General features: G+C 41.7%; 32 protein-coding genes and 5 pseudogenes. 1 reads left to right on the forward strand and 36 read right to left on the reverse strand.

Annotated features, from left to right (window positions below; translation table 11 throughout):
- Positions 1 to 45: 45 nt before the first annotated feature.
- The 27 genes and pseudogenes from G603_RS19915 to G603_RS0110155 all read right to left on the reverse strand — a co-directional run bounded on the left by G603_RS19915 (position 46) and on the right by G603_RS0110155 (position 15,860).
- A complete protein-coding gene (locus G603_RS19915) occupies positions 46 to 276 on the reverse strand; it encodes a nitroreductase family protein (RefSeq protein WP_081669884.1) in 231 nt (76 codons plus the stop codon).
- 3 nt (positions 277 to 279) lie between these two features.
- A complete protein-coding gene (locus G603_RS19920; RefSeq protein ID WP_330367630.1) occupies positions 280 to 615 on the reverse strand; it encodes a YbaK/EbsC family protein in 336 nt (111 codons plus the stop codon).
- Between the two features lie 2 nt (positions 616 to 617).
- Positions 618 to 1,517, reverse strand: coding sequence for a phosphatase PAP2 family protein (locus tag G603_RS0110030; protein WP_026670148.1), 900 nt, complete (start codon positions 1,515 to 1,517; stop codon positions 618 to 620).
- Positions 1,518 to 1,669: 152 nt separating this feature from the next.
- Positions 1,670 to 1,897, reverse strand: a complete 228-nt coding sequence (locus G603_RS22825) for a hypothetical protein (protein WP_026670149.1) — start codon at positions 1,895 to 1,897, stop codon at positions 1,670 to 1,672.
- A 144-nt stretch (positions 1,898 to 2,041) separates the two neighbouring features.
- Positions 2,042 to 2,128: pseudogene (locus G603_RS23300) on the reverse strand (peptidase dimerization domain-containing protein); the annotation flags it as partial.
- A complete protein-coding gene (locus G603_RS0110040; protein WP_155832657.1) occupies positions 2,125 to 2,442 on the reverse strand; it encodes a hypothetical protein in 318 nt (105 codons plus the stop codon). The gene G603_RS0110040 and the pseudogene G603_RS23300, both read right to left, overlap by 4 nt.
- A gap of 80 nt (positions 2,443 to 2,522) precedes the next feature.
- On the reverse strand, positions 2,523 to 3,803 hold the full coding sequence (locus tag G603_RS0110045) for a hypothetical protein (protein WP_026670151.1): 1,281 nt from the start codon (positions 3,801 to 3,803) through the stop codon (positions 2,523 to 2,525).
- A gap of 348 nt (positions 3,804 to 4,151) precedes the next feature.
- Positions 4,152 to 4,865 (reverse strand): acetolactate decarboxylase, encoded by a 714-nt coding sequence (locus G603_RS0110050; protein WP_026670152.1) that lies wholly within the window; start codon positions 4,863 to 4,865, stop codon positions 4,152 to 4,154.
- Positions 4,866 to 4,907: 42 nt separating this feature from the next.
- Positions 4,908 to 5,711, reverse strand: a complete 804-nt coding sequence (locus tag G603_RS0110055) for a DUF5131 family protein (RefSeq protein WP_242834865.1) — start codon at positions 5,709 to 5,711, stop codon at positions 4,908 to 4,910.
- Between the two features lie 108 nt (positions 5,712 to 5,819).
- Positions 5,820 to 5,941, reverse strand: a pseudogene (locus G603_RS21985) (TfoX/Sxy family protein); the annotation flags it as partial.
- Positions 5,942 to 5,943: 2 nt separating this feature from the next.
- Positions 5,944 to 6,465, reverse strand: coding sequence for an NUDIX domain-containing protein (locus G603_RS0110065; RefSeq protein WP_026525438.1), 522 nt, complete (start codon positions 6,463 to 6,465; stop codon positions 5,944 to 5,946).
- Positions 6,466 to 6,478: 13 nt separating this feature from the next.
- Positions 6,479 to 6,892, reverse strand: a complete 414-nt coding sequence (locus G603_RS19925) for a GNAT family N-acetyltransferase (protein WP_051207703.1) — start codon at positions 6,890 to 6,892, stop codon at positions 6,479 to 6,481.
- A 68-nt stretch (positions 6,893 to 6,960) separates the two neighbouring features.
- Positions 6,961 to 7,191, reverse strand: coding sequence for a tautomerase family protein (locus G603_RS0110075; RefSeq protein WP_026670154.1), 231 nt, complete (start codon positions 7,189 to 7,191; stop codon positions 6,961 to 6,963).
- Between the two features lie 511 nt (positions 7,192 to 7,702).
- Positions 7,703 to 8,080 (reverse strand): SMU1112c/YaeR family gloxylase I-like metalloprotein, encoded by a 378-nt coding sequence (gene gloA2 / locus G603_RS0110085; RefSeq protein ID WP_022767537.1) that lies wholly within the window; start codon positions 8,078 to 8,080, stop codon positions 7,703 to 7,705.
- 61 nt (positions 8,081 to 8,141) lie between these two features.
- Positions 8,142 to 8,237, reverse strand: a pseudogene (locus G603_RS22355) (EamA family transporter); the annotation flags it as partial.
- 75 nt (positions 8,238 to 8,312) lie between these two features.
- A complete protein-coding gene (locus G603_RS0110095) occupies positions 8,313 to 8,654 on the reverse strand; it encodes a hypothetical protein (RefSeq protein ID WP_026670155.1) in 342 nt (113 codons plus the stop codon).
- 168 nt (positions 8,655 to 8,822) lie between these two features.
- Complete coding sequence (locus tag G603_RS0110100) at positions 8,823 to 9,215, reverse strand: DUF1284 domain-containing protein (protein ID WP_026670156.1); 393 nt, start codon at positions 9,213 to 9,215, stop codon at positions 8,823 to 8,825.
- A gap of 9 nt (positions 9,216 to 9,224) precedes the next feature.
- Positions 9,225 to 9,824 (reverse strand): DUF1349 domain-containing protein, encoded by a 600-nt coding sequence (locus tag G603_RS0110105; RefSeq protein ID WP_026670157.1) that lies wholly within the window; start codon positions 9,822 to 9,824, stop codon positions 9,225 to 9,227.
- Positions 9,825 to 9,837: 13 nt separating this feature from the next.
- On the reverse strand, positions 9,838 to 11,076 hold the full coding sequence (locus G603_RS21510; protein WP_051207705.1) for an immunoglobulin-like domain-containing protein: 1,239 nt from the start codon (positions 11,074 to 11,076) through the stop codon (positions 9,838 to 9,840).
- Between the two features lie 25 nt (positions 11,077 to 11,101).
- Positions 11,102 to 11,284: a hypothetical protein gene (locus G603_RS0110115; protein WP_026670158.1), complete on the reverse strand. Its 183-nt coding sequence runs from the start codon at positions 11,282 to 11,284 to the stop codon at positions 11,102 to 11,104.
- Positions 11,281 to 11,460, reverse strand: coding sequence for a hypothetical protein (locus tag G603_RS0110120; RefSeq protein ID WP_026670159.1), 180 nt, complete (start codon positions 11,458 to 11,460; stop codon positions 11,281 to 11,283). Before G603_RS0110120 ends, G603_RS0110115 begins: the two co-directional genes overlap by 4 nt.
- 33 nt (positions 11,461 to 11,493) lie before the next feature.
- A pseudogene (locus G603_RS0110125) lies at positions 11,494 to 11,970 on the reverse strand (oxidoreductase); the annotation flags it as partial.
- 169 nt (positions 11,971 to 12,139) lie between these two features.
- Entirely contained in the window at positions 12,140 to 12,787 is a 648-nt protein-coding gene (locus tag G603_RS0110135; RefSeq protein WP_035792749.1) for a YoaK family protein, read from the reverse strand.
- 54 nt (positions 12,788 to 12,841) lie between these two features.
- Positions 12,842 to 13,126 carry a metal-sensing transcriptional repressor gene (locus G603_RS22360; protein ID WP_022762007.1) on the reverse strand — a complete coding sequence of 95 codons (285 nt, stop codon included), beginning with the start codon at positions 13,124 to 13,126 and terminating at the stop codon, positions 12,842 to 12,844.
- A gap of 49 nt (positions 13,127 to 13,175) precedes the next feature.
- Entirely contained in the window at positions 13,176 to 13,943 is a 768-nt protein-coding gene (locus tag G603_RS0110145) for an HD domain-containing protein (protein WP_026670162.1), read from the reverse strand.
- Between the two features lie 44 nt (positions 13,944 to 13,987).
- Positions 13,988 to 14,638, reverse strand: a complete 651-nt coding sequence (deoC, locus tag G603_RS0110150; RefSeq protein ID WP_022762004.1) for a deoxyribose-phosphate aldolase — start codon at positions 14,636 to 14,638, stop codon at positions 13,988 to 13,990.
- Positions 14,639 to 14,822: 184 nt separating this feature from the next.
- Positions 14,823 to 15,860, reverse strand: coding sequence for a YeiH family protein (locus tag G603_RS0110155; protein WP_022762003.1), 1,038 nt, complete (start codon positions 15,858 to 15,860; stop codon positions 14,823 to 14,825).
- Positions 15,861 to 15,987: 127 nt separating this feature from the next.
- On the opposite strand from G603_RS0110155, the gene G603_RS0110160 reads away from it, so the two are divergent.
- A complete protein-coding gene (locus G603_RS0110160) occupies positions 15,988 to 16,881 on the forward strand; it encodes a LysR family transcriptional regulator (protein WP_022762002.1) in 894 nt (297 codons plus the stop codon).
- Here the strand turns inward: G603_RS0110160 and G603_RS0110165 are convergent.
- The 9 genes and pseudogenes from G603_RS0110165 to G603_RS22835 form a co-directional block, all read right to left on the reverse strand.
- The gene (locus G603_RS0110165; RefSeq protein WP_022755918.1) at positions 16,869 to 17,774 is read right to left on the reverse strand and encodes a hypothetical protein; all 906 of its coding nucleotides are present in this window, start codon (positions 17,772 to 17,774) and stop codon (positions 16,869 to 16,871) included. The genes G603_RS0110160 and G603_RS0110165 overlap by 13 nt on opposite strands.
- Before the next feature lie 281 nt (positions 17,775 to 18,055).
- Positions 18,056 to 18,211, reverse strand: a complete 156-nt coding sequence (locus G603_RS22365; protein WP_155829974.1) for a hypothetical protein — start codon at positions 18,209 to 18,211, stop codon at positions 18,056 to 18,058.
- Positions 18,212 to 18,315: 104 nt separating this feature from the next.
- A complete protein-coding gene (locus G603_RS0110175) occupies positions 18,316 to 18,870 on the reverse strand; it encodes a DUF5714 domain-containing protein (protein ID WP_026670163.1) in 555 nt (184 codons plus the stop codon).
- A 23-nt stretch (positions 18,871 to 18,893) separates the two neighbouring features.
- The gene (locus G603_RS0110180; protein ID WP_242834866.1) at positions 18,894 to 19,370 is read right to left on the reverse strand and encodes a GNAT family N-acetyltransferase; all 477 of its coding nucleotides are present in this window, start codon (positions 19,368 to 19,370) and stop codon (positions 18,894 to 18,896) included.
- Positions 19,363 to 19,806, reverse strand: a complete 444-nt coding sequence (locus tag G603_RS0110185) for a MarR family winged helix-turn-helix transcriptional regulator (protein WP_026670165.1) — start codon at positions 19,804 to 19,806, stop codon at positions 19,363 to 19,365. Before G603_RS0110185 ends, G603_RS0110180 begins: the two co-directional genes overlap by 8 nt.
- A gap of 171 nt (positions 19,807 to 19,977) precedes the next feature.
- Positions 19,978 to 20,139, reverse strand: a pseudogene (locus G603_RS23305) (VOC family protein); the annotation flags it as partial.
- Entirely contained in the window at positions 20,140 to 20,661 is a 522-nt protein-coding gene (locus G603_RS0110190; RefSeq protein ID WP_022760379.1) for a DUF4256 domain-containing protein, read from the reverse strand. It lies immediately after the preceding pseudogene.
- 327 nt (positions 20,662 to 20,988) lie between these two features.
- On the reverse strand, positions 20,989 to 23,766 hold the full coding sequence (locus tag G603_RS19935; protein WP_051207707.1) for an alpha-L-rhamnosidase: 2,778 nt from the start codon (positions 23,764 to 23,766) through the stop codon (positions 20,989 to 20,991).
- Positions 23,767 to 23,791: 25 nt separating this feature from the next.
- Complete coding sequence (locus G603_RS22835) at positions 23,792 to 23,989, reverse strand: hypothetical protein (protein ID WP_242834867.1); 198 nt, start codon at positions 23,987 to 23,989, stop codon at positions 23,792 to 23,794.
- Positions 23,990 to 23,992: the final 3 nt, after the last annotated feature.

The raw sequence follows: 23,992 nt of genomic DNA on the forward strand, positions 1-23,992 counted from the left end.
TGCTTTTTCAGCAGTTCTTTATCTACGCTCTCCATCAGGTACTTCTTACGGTACAACAAGTACTGCGGGAGCGCCATAGCGACAAGGCGTTGCCTTATCGATCTTAGCCAAATTTTCTTCTGACTCAACAACATAGATATGCTGCTCCTGAAGGTTTTTGGCTGTCGGTGCAAGACGACCTGCTTCAAGGATCTCACCCAGTCTTGCTCTGTCCACCTTTCTCTCACTGTACTTCTTACATGAATAGCGGTTCTTTACTACATCTTTAAATTCCATCTTTTATTCCTCCTCTTCCCATCCTTTGCAAACATCACACCAGCCCTGAGTCTCAGTAATCTCTTCAAGCTCATCGGGAGTTATCTTGACAGACGTAAACTCATTGCCTCCGGCCGGATGAACATATTCAAATCGCTTCATAGAAACATCAAGCCATATCGGAATCTCTGCAGGAACTGCAAATGGGCACACTCCTCCCGGCTGAAATCCAGTTATATCTTCCACCTGGTCCCTCGGGATCATGTGGGGCTTAGTATGGAAAACAGATTTGAACTTGGAGCTGTTTACTTTGCCATCACCAGCCATTACAACAATAACAGGCCTATCCTCAACTAAAATCCTTACTTTTCCCTATTCACAGCCTGTAAAAACGCTGTGCTCACAACCATGTAAATAATGTAAGTGATCAGTGTTCCAAAGCATACATCAGAAAGAAAATGGTTTGTCATATGAATTCTGTTATAGCCGTAAAGCACAACAAAGCATGCTGCAATCACAAAACAGACAATATTCTTTTTCTCTGAACGTTTTTTAAGAACATCCGAGAGCATTGGCAGCGAAAACATCATGCTTGCTATTGTCATATTTCCGCTGGGCCAGCTCTTATAACTGTCATTTGATCCGGCGAGATTAGGAATCATCTGCCACCAGTTCCTGAACTCCGACATAGGGTCATCAAGGGTTATCAGGTACTTATATCTTGGTCTTGATGCTACCTGCTTGAGCCAGAGGTTTGTATTATCGGCTACAATCCCGGCTACCAGAATAGCTGCACCTGTCATTATCAACTTGTCCGGACTCACATCATCAAATACACGATAGCAGACAAATGGCACCCAGGCATACAGTACTACCCAGAATCCCCAGCTTACTACTGATAAAAGCGGTGATGCATCTCCCGCTGTATATCCAAACAGCTCTCTTACCTTTGATCCGTTGTAATTATTGCTGTAGTAAACAGCCATAAAGTATGAGATCAGCATTATTGTCCAAGCCAGCATTTTAAATCTGTCGCCCTTTTTCATGAGCCCCTTAAAGATACACATCCCAGCTGCAGGATATAAGCAATAGGAAAAATAAGAGCCATAGGTAGCAAAAAAGGTTCCAATGTCAGTCTTGTTCGCCAGTGCTACGTTAATACTGTAATCAAAAATAGAGCCCACTATAATCCCTAAAATACAAACTACTATCACAAGATACGCACAAATCCTTGGAACAGCCATAACTTTCTTGTTATCCATTCGTCTTATCTCCTCCGATGCTTTATATACCTTCCCTCATTTTTCCTTCTCCGATTGAATTCAGTTGCTCCACTTGATCTTCCATATATTCTCTATGTACAGCTCCGAATACCAGTGAAGAAAGAGCAGGAAGAAAGATAACTATATCCCAATCATTCTGTCCAATCCAGAACCATAAGAATCTTAAGCAGTTCTGCGAAGCTGACTATTTCCTGAACAGTTGTATATTCCTCAGTTGTATGTATGTTATACATAGGACCGTATATATTAAGACCGTCCATCCCGTGTTTTATCAGAGAATTTATATCACTTCCGCCATAGGACTTCTTCGCCAATGTTTCCCTGCCCTGCTTCCCTAAAGCTCTTTTATACCTATCCAAAGCATTTCCCGCCCGGGCTTCGGGATCTTTCCTGTATACGGTGATTCTTTCTTTTTTATCTATGCAAAGCTCTGCACCTGCTCTATTCGCTTCTTCTGAAAAAATGCTTTCTACTAAGTCTATTGTCCGATGTGCATCTTCATGGACACCGCTTCTTATCTCACCTTTTATAAAACAGTTTTCCGGAACAGCGTTGGTAACACTTCCGCCTTCAATTATTCCGATATTCAGCGTAGTGTGATCATCAGCCCACCCCTGTCATCTGCCCCCAGGACAGTAGTATGGTCACTTGTGATGGTTCCATCATCATTTAGTATGATCTTTTTATTATTACCCGGAGCTACGGTGTCCATATGTGCACAGAACAGAATAGGCTCAGAATCTGCAAACTTTCCCCGCCCCTCCGCAAATCCATATAGATTTCCGCAGTTACCTCCAATCTTACCGGCTGTATCATCCTCGCAAAGCTTTATTCCCAGCTTTTGAAACTCCGCCACAAGATAGTCAGCAACCATCCGTTCATTAAATGATTCTCCGTCTACCAACGCAAGTTCTATAAATCTGTCTATTACTCTCTTGTCATTCTATTTCATAGATTAATCTTTCTAATTGCTATTAAAAAATATTATTTTGCAGGCAGTTCATGTTTTGGCAACCGTTTGGGAAATGGTCCTTCTACTGTACATGGAACCCCAACCCTGTCCAACTCTTCCCGCAGTAGATTGATATATTTATCAGTGTTAATCAGCTGCATAAAGCCAACAAAAATCTTGTCTGCCATAGCTGTTATTTCTACTGTAAAATGCCCCTCGATGATAAATACATAAAACTCAACGTAATCGGCAAGTTCTCCCCAGTCCATCTGTCCTGTGTAGTTTGCTATAAAACTACCATGCTGGGCATCTTTACCTGTAGCAAGGCTATTGTCTGCCATATACTTTCTTTTTGCTTTAAGCCCATGCTCCCTGTCCACCGCTTCATACAGCTCAAACAGCTTTCTTACCTGCTCATGGCTGACAGACGGATCAGTCTGGAGGATCATCTGCCCTCTGGTTCTTGTCCCTAATTTCTCCAGATCTCCCTTCAGGTCATCCCTGTCATAATCCACATACACGTGACTCAAGAAGTCGCAGTGTGTATTGTGAAGTCCCACGCTGTCGCGCATATTATGCGCAGCTTCTGCTACTATCACTCTGTCATTTTCAGGGAACACTCTGTCCAAAGCCCTTGCAAAAATAATAAAGAAAAAGGACAACACGCTGGAATCATTAGCCTTTATGACTTTCAGAAGATCATTTTGATCAACTGTAAGAACTGTATAATTAGGGTTTCTTTTAAATGGATTAAAAAGCCCGTTAAGATAGTCCAGACCAAGAACAGGCGCCTTCTGGAACTTTCTCTTATAGACTGGCGCTTCTGTTGTCAACATATCCATCGTGGGTTCTGATGTTTCCCCTGGGAGCAGATCGTCATCCGGTTTTCTGACTTCCGGTGCATATGGTTCCACGTTATATTTTTCTTTGACATACTCATACACATTTGTCATAACCCACGGAAGAAATCCCTTTCCACCGCACATTGTATGACTTATGTTAAAAAAAATATCATTCCCCGAACAATCCACAAAAATAAGGTGGTTGTTTACTGCATCACTACCAACCTTTGGCATTTTCTCTGCTGTAGGCATAACAACTATTCTCTTATCATTCGGTACAAGAACGTATCCACCGTCCTCATCAACAGAAACTCTTACAGCAAAGTAAGGATAGCGCCTGATAGCAGTATTTACCGCCTGCTCAAGGACATCAATATCCACAGGCTCTTTCATTCTTACATGGATGCGAACAGTATGTGCAAAGCGCTTTTCGCTCTGATAAAGTCTGTAGGTGTCAACACTGTATTTCATACCTTTTATCCCCTCCTGTTGCTTTCATATACTTCATCTACATCTTTTCTTCATTTCCCACCTTACTTTTGTTCCCGATTCAGATTTTAAATATCCTCCCTAATTGTACTATATTCCGATTTTTGATAATCTAAAAAATACATAAATAATGCATTGCTACAAAAAAAGATGTACACGAAAGTCGTAATTTCCATGTACATCTTTTTCATTTGAAGTCATCTGAATATTTCGGGCTGTGAGCCCACCTAGTTCGCAATTGAGCCCCACCTATTCACACAATATCTCTACCTCTTCGCCGAGGTCGTTAGTTCCTTTTAAAACTCTGCCTGTATATCTGATGTTTTTACTTTACTCGACGGACTTTATCTCGCTTTCCAGATCCTCTTTAAGAGAATAGGTATCAAAAGACGCTTCTTTTGGAAGATTTATGTGGATACTGGTAATCTTATCTACTCTGGCTGCTCCTTTGATTATACTTGCATCAAAAACATGCCCGCCTTTCGTTCTGTCCTCGGAAAGAAAATGAAGATGCCATCCCGGCATATTTATTCCATCCATATAATCTGGAAAATATACACCCACCAGAGATCCCCGGATATTCTCAAAAAGAAACGATTGCTGCGTGCGGAGAAGAATCTCTTTCAGCCTGATATGGTGCGACCTGTAAGGCCCCTCCGATCTGGCATCGATTTTCCCAAACTCTCCGTCAATCCTGACAATATGCATACTGTTAAGCCCGAATACCTCTTCGATCTTCCTTGTCAGTTCTGTCTGAATTGAGGCAAAATTCGGCATGTCATTAAGCTGAAACTGCTGATTGCCATAGAGCCTAGCCACAGCAGCAAAGGGAATTCCCGTCGAAGGATCAACCTCTGTTACATTCCCGAACTGATCTGACCTGTAGCAGTGTCCATCCATGACGATCATCTCACCGTCCACATCCTCAAATGTTCCCAGCCCGGTATCACCATGCTGAATTAGTTCGTCTACATTTATCACCGTCCGGCTGTACCCAAGAATTAGCGCCTGAAGTGTCGACACCTGATACATAGTATTTTCCATTTGGTATTTCTCCTTTTTTATATGTACTTCCATTATAAAAAGTTATAAATCCAATCCAGCTTTATGCGCCTGGATATGCTGTAGCTTTCTTGGGATGTTATAAAGCTTCCCATCCTTAATCAGTTTTGCTCCTGTCTGGTGATAATAAAATGAGATTCCGTTCTCTTTACACTGTAACCATACCTTCTCTACCCATTTATAATCGCAGACCCTTGCATTTGCTCCTGACTCTCCACCTACGGAAACCTCCTCGATGAGCGGTCGCCCATCGGAAGTCCTGTATTTTTCGATATATTGACTCAAATCCACCTCAGTCAGCATAGGTTCTATCATCACGGCATGATGGAACAATGGAAGATCCAGATAAACCGGAAGTCTCTTATCCAGCATATCCTGATTCTCACAGGTAACGGCTATCGTAACATGCTCCCATCCGTTCCCCCATCCTGCGGGGAGATGATCTGCAATACGCTCAGGTCTTTTAGTAATCATAAAGAATGTACAATCTGAACGCTCATGCATCATTTCCCAGGCATCTTTTCTCCATCCATCTGCATCGGGATGAAAGAAATCTGAAGAAAAACATGTATAAATGTGAGACCCGCATGGAACCTTATACATGCCCTTATACTGTCCTGACCTTAGTTTTCGTATTGGGAGATTAAAGTTATCTGTCTTATGAAGGACTGTAGGGTCCTTTCCTATGGACTCATCTCTCCGGTAAACATAACAATGTAGGCACCCTGTACTTGCTCTGGTGCATCCATGCCACAAATTCCAGGTAAGTGCCAGCGGAGGCCGTGGATCATCGTGTTTTTCCTCAAAAAACGATAATTGCTCCATCATGAAAACCATCCAGTTAGATATGAATCACTCCCCACTATCCCAAAGTCACAGCCCAAATGCAAAGATTTTCATCGTAACTATTCCTTCTTTCACTCCGCAGGCCAAACATCGCCTATACTTTTTCTTGGGCTCAGGAAGCTCATCATACATTGCTTCCAAAAGATCTCTAAGAAACTTCTTATTATCAACATCATCAACAAGCAGCATCTTTTTTTCCCTTCGTAAGGAATCCTTATTTCCATCCCAACTCCTGCTTTACCATTTCAAGCATTCTTCTATCTCTTTTGATCATGATTTCATTGAAATAATCTTCACTAGAATACGCTGCATTAGTCGCAATAGCCTCATCTATATCCACTATTTTCAGCACGAACCCCGCTTCATCCTCATAAGCATCCAAATCCTGTTCAACAGCTCGATCCTCAACATCGCAGAAGTAGTAATAATTCTCCTGTTCAAAGATTTCACCATCCTTTACGGTGCTCTTCTGTCTTCGCAATACACTTCCATATTCCCTGATAGATTCAGGAATTACAACAAGTCCTACTTCTTCCCTAACCTCTCTGATGAGCGCTTCTTTCTTGTCTTCATCATCATGGATTCCTCCTCCAGGGAACTTGTAATATTTCTCTTTCTTGCTGTAGACTAGGGCAAGTTTATCATTTTTTATAATTATCGCCCTGGCTGAAGGTCTGCGAAAAACTGCATCTGTTTCTTTATAATCTTTAAGATCAATTTCAAATAACCGTTTCATAATGCTCCATTACTCAGATTGCCTTTGAATAGAAATACTTGCTCAGTCTAGGCTCCTTGTCTTCTCTGACAAATTCCAACGAGTATCCGAGCTTCTTATAAAACTCAGGTGCCTGGAATCCAAAGGTCGTTAGGGTGATTTTCTCATATCCCTTTCCTGAATACTCCTCCTCAACTTTCTTAACAAGCTCTGATCCGAGCCTATGTCTTCGATATTTCTCATCGATTATCAAATCCCCGATATGGACTTCGTTATAATAGGCTCTACCTGTTATTACTCCAATAATCTCGCCTTCATCGTTCTCTGCCGCAAAGCAGTATTCTTCAAAATTCAAATCCACATTACTCTTTTTAGCAAAGTCTGTGAATGCTTCATTTATAAACTGATCTGCTCTATCGTCATTTTCATATATTCTTTTTATCAACATTTATGTCTCCTCACAGACTGCAGATACATGTTTTCTAATTATATCCGCAACATCTTTTGATACTCCTATTAGTCACAAGTATATTCTGGTCTTTTATATAAATACTGATCATCCGGAACAATGCTCTTATCCCATACTTGTTCTTTCCAGTTTTCCTCCGGAATATCTTTAATTGCAACAGAAACACTCTTGGTCTTACATCCAAGTGTCTCAGCTATTACTTCCGCAACTCTTTCAGCACATTCTTTTTTCTGCTCTTCAGTTCTTCCTGAAAAACACTTTATTTCAACGTGTGGCATTATCCCTCCAACAATTCACTCAAATCCATAGTCTTAATACCTTTTTCAGCTAGGAGTTCCGCAAAGACTCCTTTTCCCTCAATCAGCTTTCCATCAGCCGCCTCATTTCGGGCACATCCTTGACCGCATAAGAAATAATTTACATTTAAATTCGGAGCCTTATATCTATTAGCCATTTTCAATATTTTTTCATTTTTGGCTAATAGAATTATAGCATTAAAAAACAGCCCCTGACATTTGACTATCCGATGCTGTTATTTTTATCTGCTAACTTGGGCCTCAATATAGCTTGTTAGAAAAACCTTTCAACTTCGAAGAACTGTCCTTAACTTTCCTTCGAAACCTGTTCAGGCAATATATCTGAAGAACTTCCTGCGAAGCTTCCTCAATTTGTCGATTTCCTTCTCATTATAAAATCAGCCCCACAAATTCTCGATTTGTCGTTCTGCATTGTTTTCCGGGAGAACTTGCTAACACTTCAGCCAGACCAATCTCATTTGTCACAAGTAGTTTACTCATGTATTTCCAAAGGAAGCCCGTCCGGGTCACGGAAAAACGTCATTTTTTCACCCGTGAAAGCATCCCGTCGTATCGGTTCACAAGGGATGCCCATAGACTCCAATTCTGCGACGGTCTCATCTACACTATCTACACGGAAAGCAAGATGACGCAATCCGTAAGCTTCGGGAGAAGGACGGAGTGGATGATCCTTCATAATAAAAAGTTCAATTTCGCTGTCATCGAGCTTAAGGTCAATCTTCCAATCATCCCGTTCCGGTCTATAGTTCTCTCGCAGAATTCGAAAGCCAAGCTTATTATGGTAAAAGTTCAGAGCAGTGTCTTTGTCGGAACAAATCACCGCAATATGATGAATGCGATTTAATTTCATGAGGCGCCTCCTGTTTTAACCAGAAAAACCGATTTGTAGTTTTTTGGATTATCCTGAAATATTATACTACCATCAGCAATGTTCCGACTCCAATCAAGATACATCCTAAGATTGATTTTACTGTAAACTGTTCATGCAGGAACACGAATGCAAGCATACGACCGAGATAATAAAGCGCTGCATCAGGATCTGATCCACACATAGTCACTCCTTGAAGTTGTCCTTATATTGCTTATGAATTATGGTTTTCCAAATATCTGACCTCTTTACCGTGAGCTATCGCGTATTCAATCTCACTCTTAGTACTGGAGCCCACATAGCCTCCGACATTGATTACATATATGGAGTCAGCCATGTCTATTTTAGCCTTATGCATTGCATCCAACATCTCTTTTGTCTTTGTAAGAGTGCCCTCGTCCATGTTCTCCCAGACTTCCTGATCACCGGAATGCCCAAATAAGCCCACGCTGATGACAATATTGCCTTCAAGAGTAAGCTTCTTCTGTGCCTCCATGAACTGGTCTTTAAACCTGGTGCTTCCGCACAATGTAATTACTGGATACTTCCCCTGCATAATCTCTCCCCGTTCAAATTTAATCGGTATTTAATATAAATTTCAATGTAATTATAGTATGATAGAAACACCTCTTGTAAGGATTTTGGAATGTCCTTACATATCATAAGAATAGGCTGATGCTGACCGTTTCAGGTACCCTCGCATCAGCCTTTTTTCGTACCGTAATTACTCACTATCTTCATAGCGGCTTTTCTTTTCCCTGCAAATATAATCCCAGCTGCAATCTCCGCAGATATCTCCGCGGATACCCGCATCTATTATCTTCTCTCTGACAAGTCCTATGAATTTGGCAAAAGAAATCTCGCTTCCATCAGAAAGTCCGCAGGCCCTCAGCACGTCCTCATCGTACCGCCGTACTTTCTCCTGAGTAGTGCATACACCACCTTCATTGTTCGGGCAGTTCTCGCATACAATATCTGTTTCAGCCTTCAGCACCACCTTCTGCTCCGGGTCCGCTTCAAGCTCTTTTATCACCCGTCCCATGTGGTCCGTGAAATCAGCACTGTAGCCCTTGCCTTCATAGAACTGAAAGCACATCCCATGGTGGGGTCTTAACATTTATTCATTTTATTCCTCATCCGGCTTCTGTCCATCATGTGCATTCCACGCACACTCTGTCAGGGCTATGTTTGTAAACTCTGCGGTAAAAGAGCTGTCTTCCGGCGAACATGCATATATTCCAAATCTCACCTTGCCAGCACCCTCATGCATATGGCAAACTCTCATCTGTATCCACTTATTTCCATCATCTGAGCACTCGATACAGTAATCATCTTCCCTGCGGCTCAGCCTATACCACATAGACTTCACTGACGCAGGAATCTCAGTAGTTGCCCAGTCAGAATAACCGTGGTTGGTAACAACTGATCCAAGGTGCTGGAACTCCTCGTTCTCATACTCAATTGAGCCCTTAAGCCAGTTCTCACTATCCAGGTACATCACAACTCCGCACTGATCAAAGCGGTGATGGCTGTCAGCAAAATCTGTTTTCACCACAAAGGAAAAGAACTTCTCCTCTGTCTCCATTTGAAACACAGGAGCATTATCATTCCTGAAATGATAGTACGTCCTCTGCCACAGATCTGTATGTGGCAATGTCGTCACAGTAATCTTATCCTCTGTCACGCTGTAACTCTTCGGTTCTCTGGTCCAAGTGAATTTCAACATATCTCATTCTCCCTCATCCGGCAATTAAAAACTGTGCGCTCATAGTATACCGATTTAAGTTATCCCCTTCGCTGCTAGCTCCTGAATCCAAAACTGTCTTGGTTATCTTATATGTTCCAGGTTCAAGATTTCCGTAAAGCCATTCCCAGTTAGTTTCAATCTCAGCTTCCCCATTCTTTGGAATATTGTAGCCGATATCAGTAAAAACTCCGTTATCAATTATCATCGGAACAGCTTCCCACTTCTCACCTTCAAGTTTCTCAAGTGTGTAGTCTTCTCCATATATCAGCTCGCCGGTATTCTTATCTTCGTATTGCCTGAAATGAACAGTCAGTCCTGAGGTCGTCACATTACTCACACTCATCATGAGCCCAATAGCCTCAACTTCAGAATCTGAAATGTACTGTCCTATTCCGCCTTCAGTCTTGCTGGTATCAAACTTAAGTGTATCCAAAATGGTATCTGCTTCTTCCCATATATGGCCTATCCAGGAATCGCAGTCTATGCTCTGGGCCACTATCTGCGGACGCTCATCGCCAAAAGTAATGAAATCCCAGTGCTCATGATCATCATACGTGCCAACATGCACTGCGTATCCCGCTATTGTAGTCTCTTCCTGTGAAAGTCCTGTTCCGCAAACGCCAAAACTGTCTGAGCAAAAGAGCTCTATCTGCCCTGCATCTGCAGATTTTGGTTTTAGTATCAATCCATATAGACCATAAGTGAGCTTCCCATCATCCACCGCCGAAATCTCCGCAGTCCATCCTTCCGGAACAAATACAGACATCTCTCCATAGGGTCCACCCACTGAAACTGTCTGCTTTTCATAAGCACTTCCCATGGCAAAAGAGCTCCATTCGCCATAAACTCTGTCGGCTCCTTCACCTTTAAAAGCCCTTACTCTTATTCTGAAATCAAAATAATCTTGGGCACTAGTAACATAAGAATTATCTGCAATCTCAACAATTTCAGGTTCTCTGTATTCCTTTTCTGAATAATACTTATTCTCCTCAGAGACTTCGTATCCATCAGCACCCTCAACTGGATTCCAATCAAAAACAACTTCTGCACAGTCTTCTCCCGGTCTTAAAATACCGTCTTTAACCGCAGGCACACCAAGTACATCAACTTCAACCACTTCCGTTTCACTCACCGTGCTAGAAGCAGCTCCGCTATCTGCCACTTTATTGTTTCCACAACCTACAGCAGCAATCGTCATAAGCATTACCATGGCAACACATAATCTTTTCATACTGCTCCTCCAACGCTTAACGCATTCATATATCCTTTGGCCACTCTGAGCCGACATCTAATCCATTCTCCGTAAGCCAGTCATCTTCCACTGACACAAACTTCTCATTACCGGCATCATCCACAAACGTTACTGATACCTTGGGCTTCTGCCCTGGCTGTAATTCTTCGCAGGCATAATCCCCATCAAAAATCTGCTTTATCTTCATCGCTTAACAACCTCTTTAAAAGCTGCTCCTTTCAGAAACAGATGAACATTACTATCCTTGCCTTCCTGGGTAACAATAATTCTCTCAACAATACTTCTGATAATTGATACAATGACTTCCGGATCTTCATCCTTGGTCATTTTCTCAAAATTCATTGCTATTTCAAGCTCATCCATCGGGCACTTCCAAGAGTAGTTTTTTCCTACTCCCTAACAGCCGATGCAATGGAGGATCGAAGCAAAGTCTCCCCTGCGTGCTTTCTCCGGCATTTCGGGATCTGCAAGGGAAGCCCTTCCCATTGTACAAAGATCAGCGCTTCCGGATGCAAGGATGTTTTCCGCACGCATCGGGTCATTGATTCTGCCGACTGCGATAACCGGAATATCCACGACCATTTTCAATTCGGCCGCGTGATGGACAAAGCCGCCGACAGGAACCGGCGCAGGCGGGATGATAATATGTCCGGTCGCAAATACGCCCTGTGAACAATGGATACAGTCCGCACCAGCATCCTCTATCAGCCTTGCAATCAGCTTCGCCTCTTCTATTTCAAGTCCGCCAGGAACATATTCTTCCGAACTCATGCGATAGAAGATCGGAAAATCCTCACCCGCCGTCTTACGGATTGCCTGTATGATCTCCCGCGGAAATCTTGTCCGGTTCTCGGTGGTACCTCCATATTCATCACAGCGTTTGTTCTACCATGTCAGGAACAGAATAAACTTTTATATCACCATCAGCACTCAAGAGTACATTTTTCATCTTAAATTCCTTTAGACCATCATTTTTAGCGGAGTTGGAGAATAGCACCTGCTGAACCATCGCCTCCCGCAAACCGCGTATTGTATGCCAATTTTACCTTACTTCTTTTACCATCATATTGATAACTATAAGCAGTATGACTACCGAAATCCATATGGTTTTTATCCCAATGATTCCGGATATTACTCCGCCAAATCCTGCTCCTATAGCAAATATCAGAATGATTCCAAAGAAGTGAAATGATTTGTACAAAGATTGTTTGTTTTTGTCTCTAAGGTATTTAGAAAGGCTCTCTGTTCCACTTCTCAGATTTCCAATGCACATGGTACTTGCATATCCATATCCATGTACTTTTCTAAATGTTTGCACCTGCATGGCACATGAAAATGACACAATCATATTTGCTATCATATTCATATCCATGGGGAGAAATCCGACAATGCTAAGCGCAATCATTTCAATTATTATGATAATCTGTCTCCAGTGGATTTTTTCAGCACATTTATACTCGTTTTCAATTCTCTCTGCTATAAAAATCCCAGCAGCAAACGAAAAAAGCGGACACATATAGTGTAACCCCTGCATAAAATTACCCTGCATCAGGTTCTGACTCATTAAAACAACATTGCCGGTCTGTGCATTGGCAAAGACTTTATCCCTCATATTATATGTATACGCATCCTGTAATCCTCCTGAAAAGGATAATAATGCACTTAATCGAAAACTCTCAGATGTCTGCATATTTCTCCTACATATTTTATTATCGCGGAATAGTTACTCATGAATGTAATTCTTTTATTTCATGAGTTTACGGATCGTCTTCAATAATTCGTCCACGATTTCTTCATCGTCATTTTTTATGCCGTCCGTAACGCATCCTTTCAGGTGATATCCAAGAAGTTCCTGATTAAAGCCGTCTATTGCTGAGGCTGCAGACATGGACTGTTGAAGGATGTCGTTGCAATATACGTCATCCTCGATCATTTTTTCCAGGCCACGTATCTGCCCTTCCAGACGTTTCAACCGGTTGGTCAGAGCCTTTTTCTGTGCTGCTGTTCTGACTGTCTTTTTATGTGCCATAAGTAATCTCCCTATTCTTCACCTCTCTATTTCTCTTTACAACTATTGTTTAAGCGCATTCCAAGTAGTTAATTATCTTTTCCCTTATAAACTGCATCTTTTTAACTGTATCCGGATTATTGCTCTTAAATCCGAGCAGTCTGTATATATATCCCTGACTTTTGACCTGCCTGATACTCTCAGGGAATACAAGTCCATATACAAAAGAAATATGCCCAAGGATATAATCCATTCCGGTTTTCGAGTATGTTCTGTCTATATTTCCGGATCCCATAATGTCTTCATAAACTTCATCAGTTATGTACGAATCCGTAAAGGCTTTTTCCGGCAGATCGTAAATCTCTGTTCGCGGTGTCTCGCAATTAACACGTATAATGTCAATCTTATCTGCATCACGCAAAATTTCACAGAACATCCGCTCCCTGTCCGTCTGACCATCAGGAAGAATATATACATTGTGGTAACGGATGACTTTTTCCATCATTTCTCTGTCCATCTTTCTATCCGGATCAAACCTGTCTATCAGCTGTTCGTCCTTAAATAGCAGGTCTGCAGACAGTTCCGCGTGATTAACTGATATTCGATCCTGAAATGTATGATACCTTCTAAGCTGCTCAAAACGGCCTATATCATGAAGTATTCCTGACAGCCACGCGAATTCGCAGTCCTCCTCCGGAAGCAGAAGGCTTCTGGCGATTATTTCGCATAAATCAGCTACGCGATACGTATGATCTATCTTCAGCTTTACTTTCACATCTTCCGGATTATATTGATCCGTATATTTTTTAAACTCAGTCAAAATATTATTTCTGTCCATATGTACTGATTATTCCATTTCCAGTGTTTTATAGTTTTTCTAAATCACATACTTTTAGCAATCTTTACCAGCCTGCTTGTGCCAAGTCTGTGTGCTCCAAGTTCAATAAATTTCTCAGCATCTTCAATTGATGCAATACCGCCTGATGCCTTGATCTTGATATTTGGACCACAGTGTTTTGCAAAGAGTTCTATATCTTCAAAGGTTGCACCGCCTGTTGAGAAACCTGTTGAAGTCTTGATATAGTCTGCCTTTGACTGCGTAACAATCTCACACATCTTGATCTTCTCCTCTTCTGTAAGAAGGCAGCACTCAATGATAACCTTCATGGTATGGTCGCCACAGGCTTCTTTGAGTTCATTGATCTCATCAAGAACAAACTTATAATTCTTAGCTTTCAGCTCCCCTATGTTTATAACAATGTCGATCTCTGTTGCTCCGTTTGCAAGCGCATCCTTTGTCTCAAAAACCTTGGATGCAGTTGTTGTATTTCCATTCGGGAATCCGATTACTGTTGTTATAGGCATATCAGGGCCCATATACTCACGGGCTTTCTTCACATAATATGGAGGAATGCATACGGAAGCCGTATGGTACTTCATACCATCGTCGCATATCTCTTTTATCTCATCCCATGTGCTTCCCTGAGCAAGCAGTGTGTGATCAACCATCTTTAATATTTCTTCAAGTTTCATTCGAGTATCCTCCATTCTTCGACCTAAGGGTGGTACCGCTTGCGGTGGATTCCCTAGGTCCATCCAAAAATTTCATAGTCTTTTTGGTTCATAATTTGACAATAAATACGGGACGACAAAATAGTCCCCCCTACCATTTGCAATATATACTAGGGGGGAGTATTTGTCAACGCCTATTTTTCTTTTACCATATTCCCATTACATGCTGCATCAAAAGGCTGACAACTGTTATTCCGATCCAGCAACAGCCGCCAAGCAAAATCGGCTTCCCACCTGATTTAATTAGTTTGATTATGTTACTGTTCAAGCCAATAGCAGCCATGGCCATTATTATAAAGAACTTGCTAAGTTCCTTAAGTGGCTTAAAAACATAAGAAGGGACACCTGCTCTCAAGCAAATAGTTGTGATAATTGAAGCAATCACAAAGAAGACTATGAACATCGGAAATGCTCTTCTAAAGCTAAAGCCATTTGTCGAACTTCCATCCTTTTTTGCTTCCCTTGCCCTCAGATACGCAAGTACCAGTGTAATAGGTATGATAGCCAGTGTTCTTGTAAGCTTGACCGTAACTGCCTTATCAAGAGTCTGATTCCCCAGGTTCCACATACTATCCCAGGTTGATGCAGCTGCGGTGACGGAAGAAGTATCATTAACTGCAGTTCCCGCAAAAATACCGAAAGCCTCTCCTGTTGTGATATCAAAACCTATAAGCTTTCCCAGCGAAGGAAAAAGAAGTGCTGCCAGCACGTTAAAGAAAAATATCACAGAAATTGCCTGTGCCACTTCATCATCATCCGCATCAATGACAGGAGCCGTAGCTGCTATTGCTGAGCCGCCGCATATTGATGAGCCAACTCCGATAAGAGTAGCTGTGTTTCCTTTGATATTCATAACCTTATGAAGAATCCATGATAGGATAAGCGATGTTGAAATCGTGCAGATAATTATAGGAAGTGACTGTTTCCCGGTCTGAAGAACGACCGAAAGATTCATACCAAATCCAAGGAGGACAACAGCCTCCTGCAGAATTATCTTTGATGTAAACTTTATTCCATCAGCCGCCTTCCCCTTGTCATTCCAGAACAGGGCTATTATCATGCCCAGAATGATTGCAATCACCGCTCCGCCAACGACAGGGAAGCGCTTTCCCAGGAGCCATGAAGGAACTGCAATAGTGAAGCATACTATTACTCCCATGTAATTCTTTTTCAAAAAATCCATCTCAAGACCTCTCTCTCTTTTTAATCTGTTCTTTCGCAGGTCTTATTCTATTCTGTCTTTTGAAAAAGATAAAATTATATATTATTATATATCCATAAACATTTCTTATCGTTAGGGAGGACTGATTATGCTGGATTTCAGGATAGATACCTTTCTATGTGTTTGCAGGCACCTCAATTTCACCAAGGCGTCTAAGGAGCTGAATATTACTCAGCCCGCTGTTTCTCAGCACATACATCATCTTGAAAATGAATACGGGACAAAGCTGTTTACTCAGGATGGAAAAAAACTTTTTCTAACTGATAACGGAAAACTCCTGTATAAAAAAATGAATCAGATAAAAAATGATGATGAAAGTCTCAAAGAAATACTTTCAAAGAATAACCATGGCTTAAAAGACATCTCTTTTGGTGTCACCATGACCATAGGAGAATACATAATTGCTGATCCGATCAGTGATTACATAAAAAATCACCCGGATACTAATCTTAAGATTACATTTGGCAACACATCGGAGCTTCTTAAAAAACTCTCCGACGGTGTTATAGATTTTGCACTTGTAGAAGGATATTTCCCTGAAAATGATTATGAAACGCTGCTTTTTAGCAAAGAAGAGTTCGTTCCTGTCTGTTCGGCAAAGCACTCTTTCAATCAGAAGCCACGCGTGATAAAAGATCTCTTTCCCGAGCGAATTCTTATAAGAGAACCCGGTTCAGGAACGCGCAATATATTGGAAAGAGCTCTTGCCCTGAACAATTACTCCACAAGTGATTTTAGGAATTTTACCCAGGTGGAGAACATGCATGCCATAATAAGCCTTATTGAAAAAGATTGTGGCATCACCTTTTTATATAAAGCAGCGGTTGCATCAGGACTGCAGTCCGGATATCTGAAAACAATCCCCCTTGACGACTTTAGGGTAAAACATGATTTTACCTTCATCTGGCCCAAAGATACTGTTTTCAGTGAAGAGATCCGTGCAATATGTGAGGAAATACAACCTATAACTCATTCTGCATGAAGTTCATGTTCTTTTTCATAAAGCTTGTTATCCTGCCGTCTCATGAAAATCATCCGGGACAGAAAAAGAATCAAGCTACTTCCTACAAAAATCTGAATCGGATATGTGATTAGTACGCTTTCAGATATTATCATGCTCAGCATGGTAATAGCGCCAACCGGTGGCATATACATCTTAGTAAAATGAATAACGATAAGCATACCACTTGTAGCAACAATTGCTGAAATCGTAATAGGAAGCCCTATCCAAATAGCAAAGAAATATCTTGAAATCACACCAATTATGGCACACACAGTTATCACTGCCACCGTTTTGACTGGCATATTTCTTGTTTTGTTCCTTGGCCTGGAAAACTCAGTAAATGCCACAAGTAACGGAGGTGCCACAACAAATCTATAACCCGTTCTGAATGCAACACCGGCTATTACTGTCACACAAAGGATTCTAATGGAAGTATCTACCATATCGTCCCTGGAATTCAGCATCACAGGAACATATTCCTCATCTGCTCGGATTCCCTGAAATAGAAAAAGTTTATGAAACAATATTACAAGTAATGTCAGTACAAATGCAGCTATAGGATACACTATACTTGTAGTATGCATCATCACCGGGAGCACTATTGCTGAGACAAATGGTGCAAACGTGGTTCCTGAAAACATAAAGATTACCTGAGCGATTGTGAATGCCAAAATCACTTCGATATACGTATCAAACGGAACAAATCTTACAATGCACACTCCTATTATCGCACAGCCTGTTATCAGTGAAAGCATACGCTTTCCATTAACCTTCCAGCTTCTATTTTTTGCCACCATATATCCAACTGCTAATGCTGTTATCTCAGGAAATATAATCTCCTTCTCATTTAAAGTTTCTGCAAATAGTGTCATCAGCGCTACTAACAGAACTGTACAAACGTATGGTATTATTCTCTTGACTCTATACATATTCTATAAAAAACATGCAATCAATGTGATGATCGCGATTCCTCCTTACTTAAAAATAGCACATTTACTGACACTCTTTCCAAGAAAGACTCCGCAAGGGTCTCGTCTGTTGTTTTTCGTTTCACAGCTATTCACTCCTTTAGTCAATTTTAATCAGGATCTGCAAAAGAATTAAGCATATATAGTAAATAAAAGTTACTATTCCAAGCAAGTGGCTTTGCAAATCAAGCCGCTTGTGCTTTTTCGGCAGCTGTTTCTACAACAGTGCTCTTTGAGTCAAGCTCCTTAATTACACTTCTTGCCGTCAGAACAACAGCTACTGATGTTACAATGTCCGCTACAGGAGCTGAGAAAAGAACTCCCTCAACTCCAAATAACATAGGAAGAACGATATCATCAGCTAATAATCCTTAACCCTTTAATCTATTAACCTGAAATTCAAAGTTCCATAATTTCTAAATCGCCCGGAACAAAAAGCTTTCCATTATCCAAAGAAAGGGCATCTTTCTTTGATACACTGCTGGTTCTGCGATGAGAACTCACAGTGTTGCTTCTCATATTCAATCTGCACACCGTAGTGCTGTCTTACGTACTCTATTCCATGCTTGAACGCAATCATAGCATCTCTTTTACAACATCTTGGGCCATTTATCTTGCCAAGCTCTCCTATGGCGCTTGATGTAAATGCCATGTGATCTCCCCATGTGCCATCCTCAGAAAGTGGTCCTGTACCATCAATAATAGAAAGAGCTGCTCCTATAGATGTTATCGCTCCGCATATTCCCCACAGTCCGCACATTGCTCCCGGCATCCGAAGTCCTTCTTTCAAAAGCTTCTCCAAGGCATAGTCTATATCTATTTTGCCACCAGCATTATGATAAGCCATTAAAAGACATGCCCCATCTAATATATGATGCTCTGGCCCATGCATGCTTATATACGCTTTCTTTGCCATTGACTTAAACATCTTGATAGGATTTACGCCTTTTTCATTACGTATATCTTCAATAATCCTGTTTGCTTTTTCTTCAATAGTCATAAGTAGCTTCTCCTATAAACTAATTATGAAGCTCTGTACTCCATAAGAGTTGTGTTCTGCCATTTTCCAAATCGATCTTTAGCTATTCTTTCCCTATAGCCAATTTCCCTGAAACCACATTTTTTGTGTAAGGCTATACTTGCTTTATTAATTGAAAATATTGCAGAATATATGCTCCAATATCCATCTTTCTCAGCTTCTTTGATAATCGTATTTACCAAAGCTGTTCCTATCCCATGACCTCTATAGTTTCTATCAACATATACACTCATTTCAACGCAGCCTTTATATGCGCACCTACTCGAAGAAGGACTTAACGCTATCCAGCCTACAACCTTCCCTTCTTCCTCAAAAACAAACCTGCAATTCTTTACGTGACCTTCATTCCACTCAGTAAAACCAGGACACTCTATATTAAAAGTTGATGTTCCCTCTTCTAATCCCTGCTTGTAAATCTCTGATACTGTCCCCCAGTCTTCATCTCTCATTTCTCTAATCACAGCATTCCACCTCCGATTTTTTTATCGCATCATTATAGATATTTAATGCCTCTAAAACCTGACTCTGTTTTTCCTTTGAAATCATCGAAAAAACTCTCTCAAACTTCAAATTCATATCTTTTTCTATTGTATTGAATCTTGCCATTCCTTCATCAGTCAGATTAAGCACTACACACCTACGATCCCTTTTTGAAGGTTCTCGCAAAACATATCCTTTTTGAACAAGTTCTTCTACAGATCTGCTTACAGCACTTTTATCCATCTTAAGAAGTTCAGCAAGTTCCTTTACACATATTCCGGGTTTTCTGCCTATCTCAACAACCAGAAAGCATTGAGATGTATTGACGTTACATTGACAGCAATCAGAACTGTTTAACTTCTCAAGATTACGTTCTAATTCTCTGGTACTTTCTCGAAATAGTTTTACCTTATCCATCGAATGCCCTCCTATGGATTTAAATGATAAAATCATTAGTTGTATTTGTCAACTAATTTATAATATAAAAATGCCACATAGCCGTTATAAACAACTACATGGCAATTACGTGGGCATATTCATTTATCTTATTTGTGATCTATTGCTTATGATATTTAATACGTATGCTACCTATATCGTCAACTCTATTTGATTGCCTTCAATTCCTATGATACAACTTTCATAGTATCCGTCACCTGTGGTTCGCGGACCACTTATGACCTCATAGCCGTCCTGTTTCAATCGTTCCGTAAGCTCATCTACTTTTTCTTTGCTTCCTACAGAAAATGCAATTTATATAAGCGTATAACCTCTGAACCCGCGCACGGAATAGTACGAATCCGCCCCGTTATGGAATGTGAAAACCCTTCCGTAACGTCGTTCGCAGAACAATGCACCGCCCTTGTCGCGAATATCATCCGGCGTAGTGATCCAACTTGACGTTTTCAAATCAAATTCCCCGAGACTTTGCAGTCGGCGATAGAGTTCCTCCGTCATGATCAAAACGCCGATTTCTTTTGCTTTCCATTCGGCGCTGCCTGACGGCGGGTTTTTAGCACGCCCCTGTAATGCCTTTTCGTCATAGCACAGGCTTCTGCGCCCAGAAGGGGACTCCTTTGCGCAGTCGCAGAAAATTAGCTTTCCCGTCTTTTCGTCATAGCCGATGGTATCCGGTTCTCCGCCGCTCTCCTCCATCCTTCTCAAAACATCCATGGAGCCCTGATGCTCAAGCAAACGTTTCTCCACGTCAAGCCAACTCAGTTCCATATGAAGATTCTTATTATCCTGAAACCTCGCTTTTAATATTTCTAACATAGTTTCCCCCTCCAATCTCCGATTTGCTTAACCGTTTATACTTCAAATATAATCGATTATACCCTTATTCTATGTATCACAATAGTCCCCAGTTATACTCAAAAAATATCACTGGAGAAGCGTATCTTCTCCAGTGACATATACATCAGATAATCACAATCCAAGCTTATTCTTTAATTCATTTGTTATATCATAAGCACTGTATTTCATAGGAATCTCGTATGTCTCATCCTTACTGTGCTGGCAGTCCCATACCTGTGCATAGAAAGGATTCTTTCTTGCAATTGCAGGATAGTTCCAGGAAGAGAGCTTTACCCATGTCGATCTTTAGTATTTTCTTATATCTCCATCACAAGCCACGCACTGGTTATTTGCTTTTTCCTGCACATTAAGAGCTGCTATTACAGCTTCATACATAGGCTTTGCTTCAGGAGCCTGAACCAGCATCTCCGTAAGAGTCATGCCCATGGCATATCCGATCATGGGATTATCCAGCATTCCCGGTGCGAACTGTTCAAACATGTCCTTTGCAAGCTGATTCTGCAATATCTCGCCAAGAGTGCTCTCCATGCTGTATCTCTCCACAGTCAGATCCGTATCAGTAGCATAGTCGAACTCATAGGTTCCGGAACCAAGCACCTTAGTCTCAGTCTGCTCAGGAAGGGTCAACTCAGCCGTAGTATTAACCGGAACAACAACCTTAACCTTTATCCTTCTATCTTTGCAGCTCACATGACTCTCTATGGTTCCGTACATGGTTTCAAAAGACCTGTCGAAAGAATAAATGCCCTTCACCAGCATCGGCTTTACCCTGAATCTCTTGTATCCGGGCTCAAGCTGCTCGATTCCACTTATCTTCCTGAACATCCAGTCTGCGATCGAACCATAGGCATAGTGATTAAGAGAGTTCATTCCGGACACATCAAAGTCACCCTCCGGTGTGATAGAATTCCATCTCTCCCAAATCGTTGTTGCCCCCTTATTTACGGCATAGAGCCATGAAGGATAGTCCTCACGCATAAAAAGAACTGTTGCCAGATCATGAGCGCCGTTCTCGGAAAGCACATGGCAAAGGTATGGAGTTCCTACAAAACCTGTCACCAGGTGATTCTTGTGTGCAGCTATATTTTCAACCAAAGCATCAAGGATTCGCTTTCTGTCCTTTTCTCTTGCCAGGCCGAAGAAAAGAGATATCACTGCCCCGGTCTGTGTCTCACTTACGATACGTCCTGTCGAGGTATAATACTCACTCCTGAAGGCTTCAAGGGTCTTTTCATAAAGCTTAGAGTAGCTCTTTTCGGCATCGGAATGTCCGAGAACTTTGGCTGTCTTTCTCACAATATCGGTCACATACAGATAGTAAGCATTTGCTATAAGATACTTGTCTGTCGCACCGGTCCTGTCAGCCATCTCCTCCTTATCCAGCGCAAGCCAGTCACCGTACTGAAAGCCGGTCTGCCAAAGGCCGTTATCGCCGCAGTGATTCCTTATATGATCAACCCATTCATGCATGCACTGCCAGGAATCTGAAAGAATCCTTGTATCGCCATAGGTCTGATAAACAGCCCATGGAATGATAACAGCTGCATCCGACCAGGCTGACGAACTGTAGGAGCCCAGTATATCCGGAACCACATGAGGCACACCCTTTTCAAGAGATGACTCGGCACCAATATCCTTCATCCATTTGCTGTAGAACCTGGCTGTGTTTCTGATCTCTGAAGCAGTCCAGCAAAAAACCTGGGCATCTCCCATCCAGCCGAGCCTTTCGTCCCTCTGAGGGCAATCTGTCGGAACATCAAGGAAGTTATCCCTAAAGCTCCAGGTCACATTGCTATAGAGCTGATTGACCTTCTTATTTGAGCACTCAAAATCTCCGATCTCTTCCATATCAGAGTGGATCACCAGAGCTGTGAACATGTCCTCTGTGAGATCCTCAATGCCTTCGATCTTCGCATACCTGAAGCCATGGAAAGTGAATTTAGGTGAAAGAACCTGCCTCTCTCCATTAAGCACAAACGCATCTATGGACACGGCTTTTCGCAAAGTTTCAGGATAAAAGACTCCGTTCTTATCCAGGGTCTCAGCATGCTTAACTGTTACCTTCTGCCCTTTTTTGCCCTTTATATTAAGCTCAACAACACCTGTAAGGTTTTGCCCGAAATCCACAAGCTTATTGCCTTCGGGATCTGTAAATATCTTTACGGGTTTAAGCCTCTTTGTTACCCTGACAGGCTCATTTTCCTGGGCAACAAGGGTCTTTGGATCGAACTCCGTTACTGATACCTTACCCTCTGCAAAATCAGCTTTTGTGGTATCTACCGACTCTCCCATATAGATCTCACTTGATAGAATCTGCCCTTCTCTTACGCCCCAGTTCTCATCAGTAAAGATCTTGTCGCAGCTTCCATCCTCATAGAAAACGTGAATCTCAGCAAAAGCAGCAACCCTGTCACCATAATTATTGGGCTTTAGAGTGAATCCAAGGATGCCCTTATACCATCCGTTTCCAACTGTGATCTCAACGAAGTTTCTTTTATCAATAAGCTCAGTAATATCATAGATCTGATACTGAAGCCTGTTCTTGTAGCTGGTCCACCCGGGAGCCATTCTCAGGTCTCCTGCAGTCTTTCCGTTTACGCTCATCTCATAAACGCCGTAGCTTGTGACGTAGGCAACAGCTCTTTTAACCTTTTTCCTGGTAGCAAAAGAACTGTAGAACACAGGACAGCTCTTGTTATCCTCTGACAAGTCGTGGGTGATCATGCGCGCCTGAAAGCTTGCAGGGTCAAATATACCGGTAACGAAACCGCCTTCAATCTCGCTTTTTTCATCATGATTGTCGCAGGCTTCCACGTGAACACTGTATGCCGTCTCATCTAAAAGAGCATCTCCCGCATACTCCACATGTATTGATGCATCTGACTCTATCAACTTGCTGTCCCAGACAGTGTTTCCGCTATCAGATTCAGTGACAACAATGCGATAGTTCTTCTGCATGGTATCGGTCCTGCCGGACTTAAGTTTCCAGGAAAACCTTGGATTTTTTACTGAAAGTCCGAAAGGAGCTTTGTCATATTCTATTCTAAGGTCATATAAATTCATTTTATTATTCCTCTCACTTGGGAAGTCAGGCCAGTTTCGCAGCCATCTTTATAACTCTGGAGGCGTTTATCTCAAGCTGCTTTCTGTCAAGAGTTCCGGCTTTAAGCGCATTTAAAACATTCTCATAGTCCTTCTTGCCACCGGGCATAAACAGGTCACCACCGGCCTTTGCCACTTCATTTGACAATGAGTTTCTGTAGATGGAGTTCTTGCTGTCCATCATGCT

It is taken from the genome of Butyrivibrio sp. AE3006, from assembly GCF_000424165.1.
Taxonomy (GTDB): Bacteria; Bacillota; Clostridia; order Lachnospirales; family Lachnospiraceae; genus Butyrivibrio.

Excerpts from the sequence above, each read along its gene's own strand:
- G603_RS22360 (WP_022762007.1), bottom strand. The coding sequence starts at position 13,126 with ATGGCACATAAAAAGACAGTCAGAACAGCAGCACAGAAAAAGGCTCTG.
- G603_RS19925 (WP_051207703.1), bottom strand. The coding sequence starts at position 6,892 with ATGTTGATAAAAAGAATATATGAAAATGACGATAGAGCAGATCAGTTT.
- G603_RS0110075 (WP_026670154.1), bottom strand. The coding sequence starts at position 7,191 with ATGCCACACGTTGAAATAAAGTGTTTTTCAGGAAGAACTGAAGAGCAG.
- gloA2 (WP_022767537.1), bottom strand. The coding sequence starts at position 8,080 with ATGAAATTAAATCGCATTCATCATATTGCGGTGATTTGTTCCGACAAA.
- G603_RS0110185 (WP_026670165.1), bottom strand. The coding sequence starts at position 19,806 with ATGGATAAGGTAAAACTATTTCGAGAAAGTACCAGAGAATTAGAACGT.
- deoC (WP_022762004.1), bottom strand. The coding sequence starts at position 14,638 with ATGAAACTTGAAGAAATATTAAAGATGGTTGATCACACACTGCTTGCT.
- G603_RS19935 (WP_051207707.1), bottom strand. The coding sequence starts at position 23,766 with ATGAATTTATATGACCTTAGAATAGAATATGACAAAGCTCCTTTCGGA.
- G603_RS0110175 (WP_026670163.1), bottom strand. The coding sequence starts at position 18,870 with ATGACTATTGAAGAAAAAGCAAACAGGATTATTGAAGATATACGTAAT.
- G603_RS0110045 (WP_026670151.1), bottom strand. The coding sequence starts at position 3,803 with ATGAAATACAGTGTTGACACCTACAGACTTTATCAGAGCGAAAAGCGC.
- G603_RS0110105 (WP_026670157.1), bottom strand. The coding sequence starts at position 9,824 with ATGTTGAAATTCACTTGGACCAGAGAACCGAAGAGTTACAGCGTGACA.
- G603_RS0110155 (WP_022762003.1), bottom strand. The coding sequence starts at position 15,860 with ATGGATTTTTTGAAAAAGAATTACATGGGAGTAATAGTATGCTTCACT.
- G603_RS0110120 (WP_026670159.1), bottom strand. The coding sequence starts at position 11,460 with ATGGATGAGCTTGAAATAGCAATGAATTTTGAGAAAATGACCAAGGAT.
- G603_RS0110050 (WP_026670152.1), bottom strand. The coding sequence starts at position 4,865 with ATGGAAAATACTATGTATCAGGTGTCGACACTTCAGGCGCTAATTCTT.
- G603_RS0110190 (WP_022760379.1), bottom strand. The coding sequence starts at position 20,661 with ATGTTAGAAATATTAAAAGCGAGGTTTCAGGATAATAAGAATCTTCAT.
- G603_RS21510 (WP_051207705.1), bottom strand. The coding sequence starts at position 11,076 with ATGAAAAGATTATGTGTTGCCATGGTAATGCTTATGACGATTGCTGCT.
- G603_RS0110165 (WP_022755918.1), bottom strand. The coding sequence starts at position 17,774 with ATGACACTATTTGCAGAAACTTTAAATGAGAAGGAGATTATATTTCCT.
- G603_RS0110095 (WP_026670155.1), bottom strand. The coding sequence starts at position 8,654 with ATGCAGGGGAAGTATCCAGTAATTACATTGTGCGGAAGCACCAGGTTT.
- G603_RS0110100 (WP_026670156.1), bottom strand. The coding sequence starts at position 9,215 with ATGTTAAGACCCCACCATGGGATGTGCTTTCAGTTCTATGAAGGCAAG.
- G603_RS0110115 (WP_026670158.1), bottom strand. The coding sequence starts at position 11,284 with ATGAAGATAAAGCAGATTTTTGATGGGGATTATGCCTGCGAAGAATTA.
- G603_RS19915 (WP_081669884.1), bottom strand. The coding sequence starts at position 276 with ATGGAATTTAAAGATGTAGTAAAGAACCGCTATTCATGTAAGAAGTAC.
- G603_RS0110160 (WP_022762002.1), top strand. The coding sequence starts at position 15,988 with ATGCTGGATTTCAGGATAGATACCTTTCTATGTGTTTGCAGGCACCTC.
- G603_RS22365 (WP_155829974.1), bottom strand. The coding sequence starts at position 18,211 with ATGTTATTTGGAGTTGAGGGAGTTCTTTTCTCAGCTCCTGTAGCGGAC.
- G603_RS0110030 (WP_026670148.1), bottom strand. The coding sequence starts at position 1,517 with ATGGATAACAAGAAAGTTATGGCTGTTCCAAGGATTTGTGCGTATCTT.
- G603_RS0110145 (WP_026670162.1), bottom strand. The coding sequence starts at position 13,943 with ATGGACAGAAATAATATTTTGACTGAGTTTAAAAAATATACGGATCAA.
- G603_RS22835 (WP_242834867.1), bottom strand. The coding sequence starts at position 23,989 with ATGATGGACAGCAAGAACTCCATCTACAGAAACTCATTGTCAAATGAA.
- G603_RS0110135 (WP_035792749.1), bottom strand. The coding sequence starts at position 12,787 with ATGCAGACATCTGAGAGTTTTCGATTAAGTGCATTATTATCCTTTTCA.
- G603_RS0110055 (WP_242834865.1), bottom strand. The coding sequence starts at position 5,711 with ATGATGGAGCAATTATCGTTTTTTGAGGAAAAACACGATGATCCACGG.
- G603_RS0110065 (WP_026525438.1), bottom strand. The coding sequence starts at position 6,465 with ATGAAACGGTTATTTGAAATTGATCTTAAAGATTATAAAGAAACAGAT.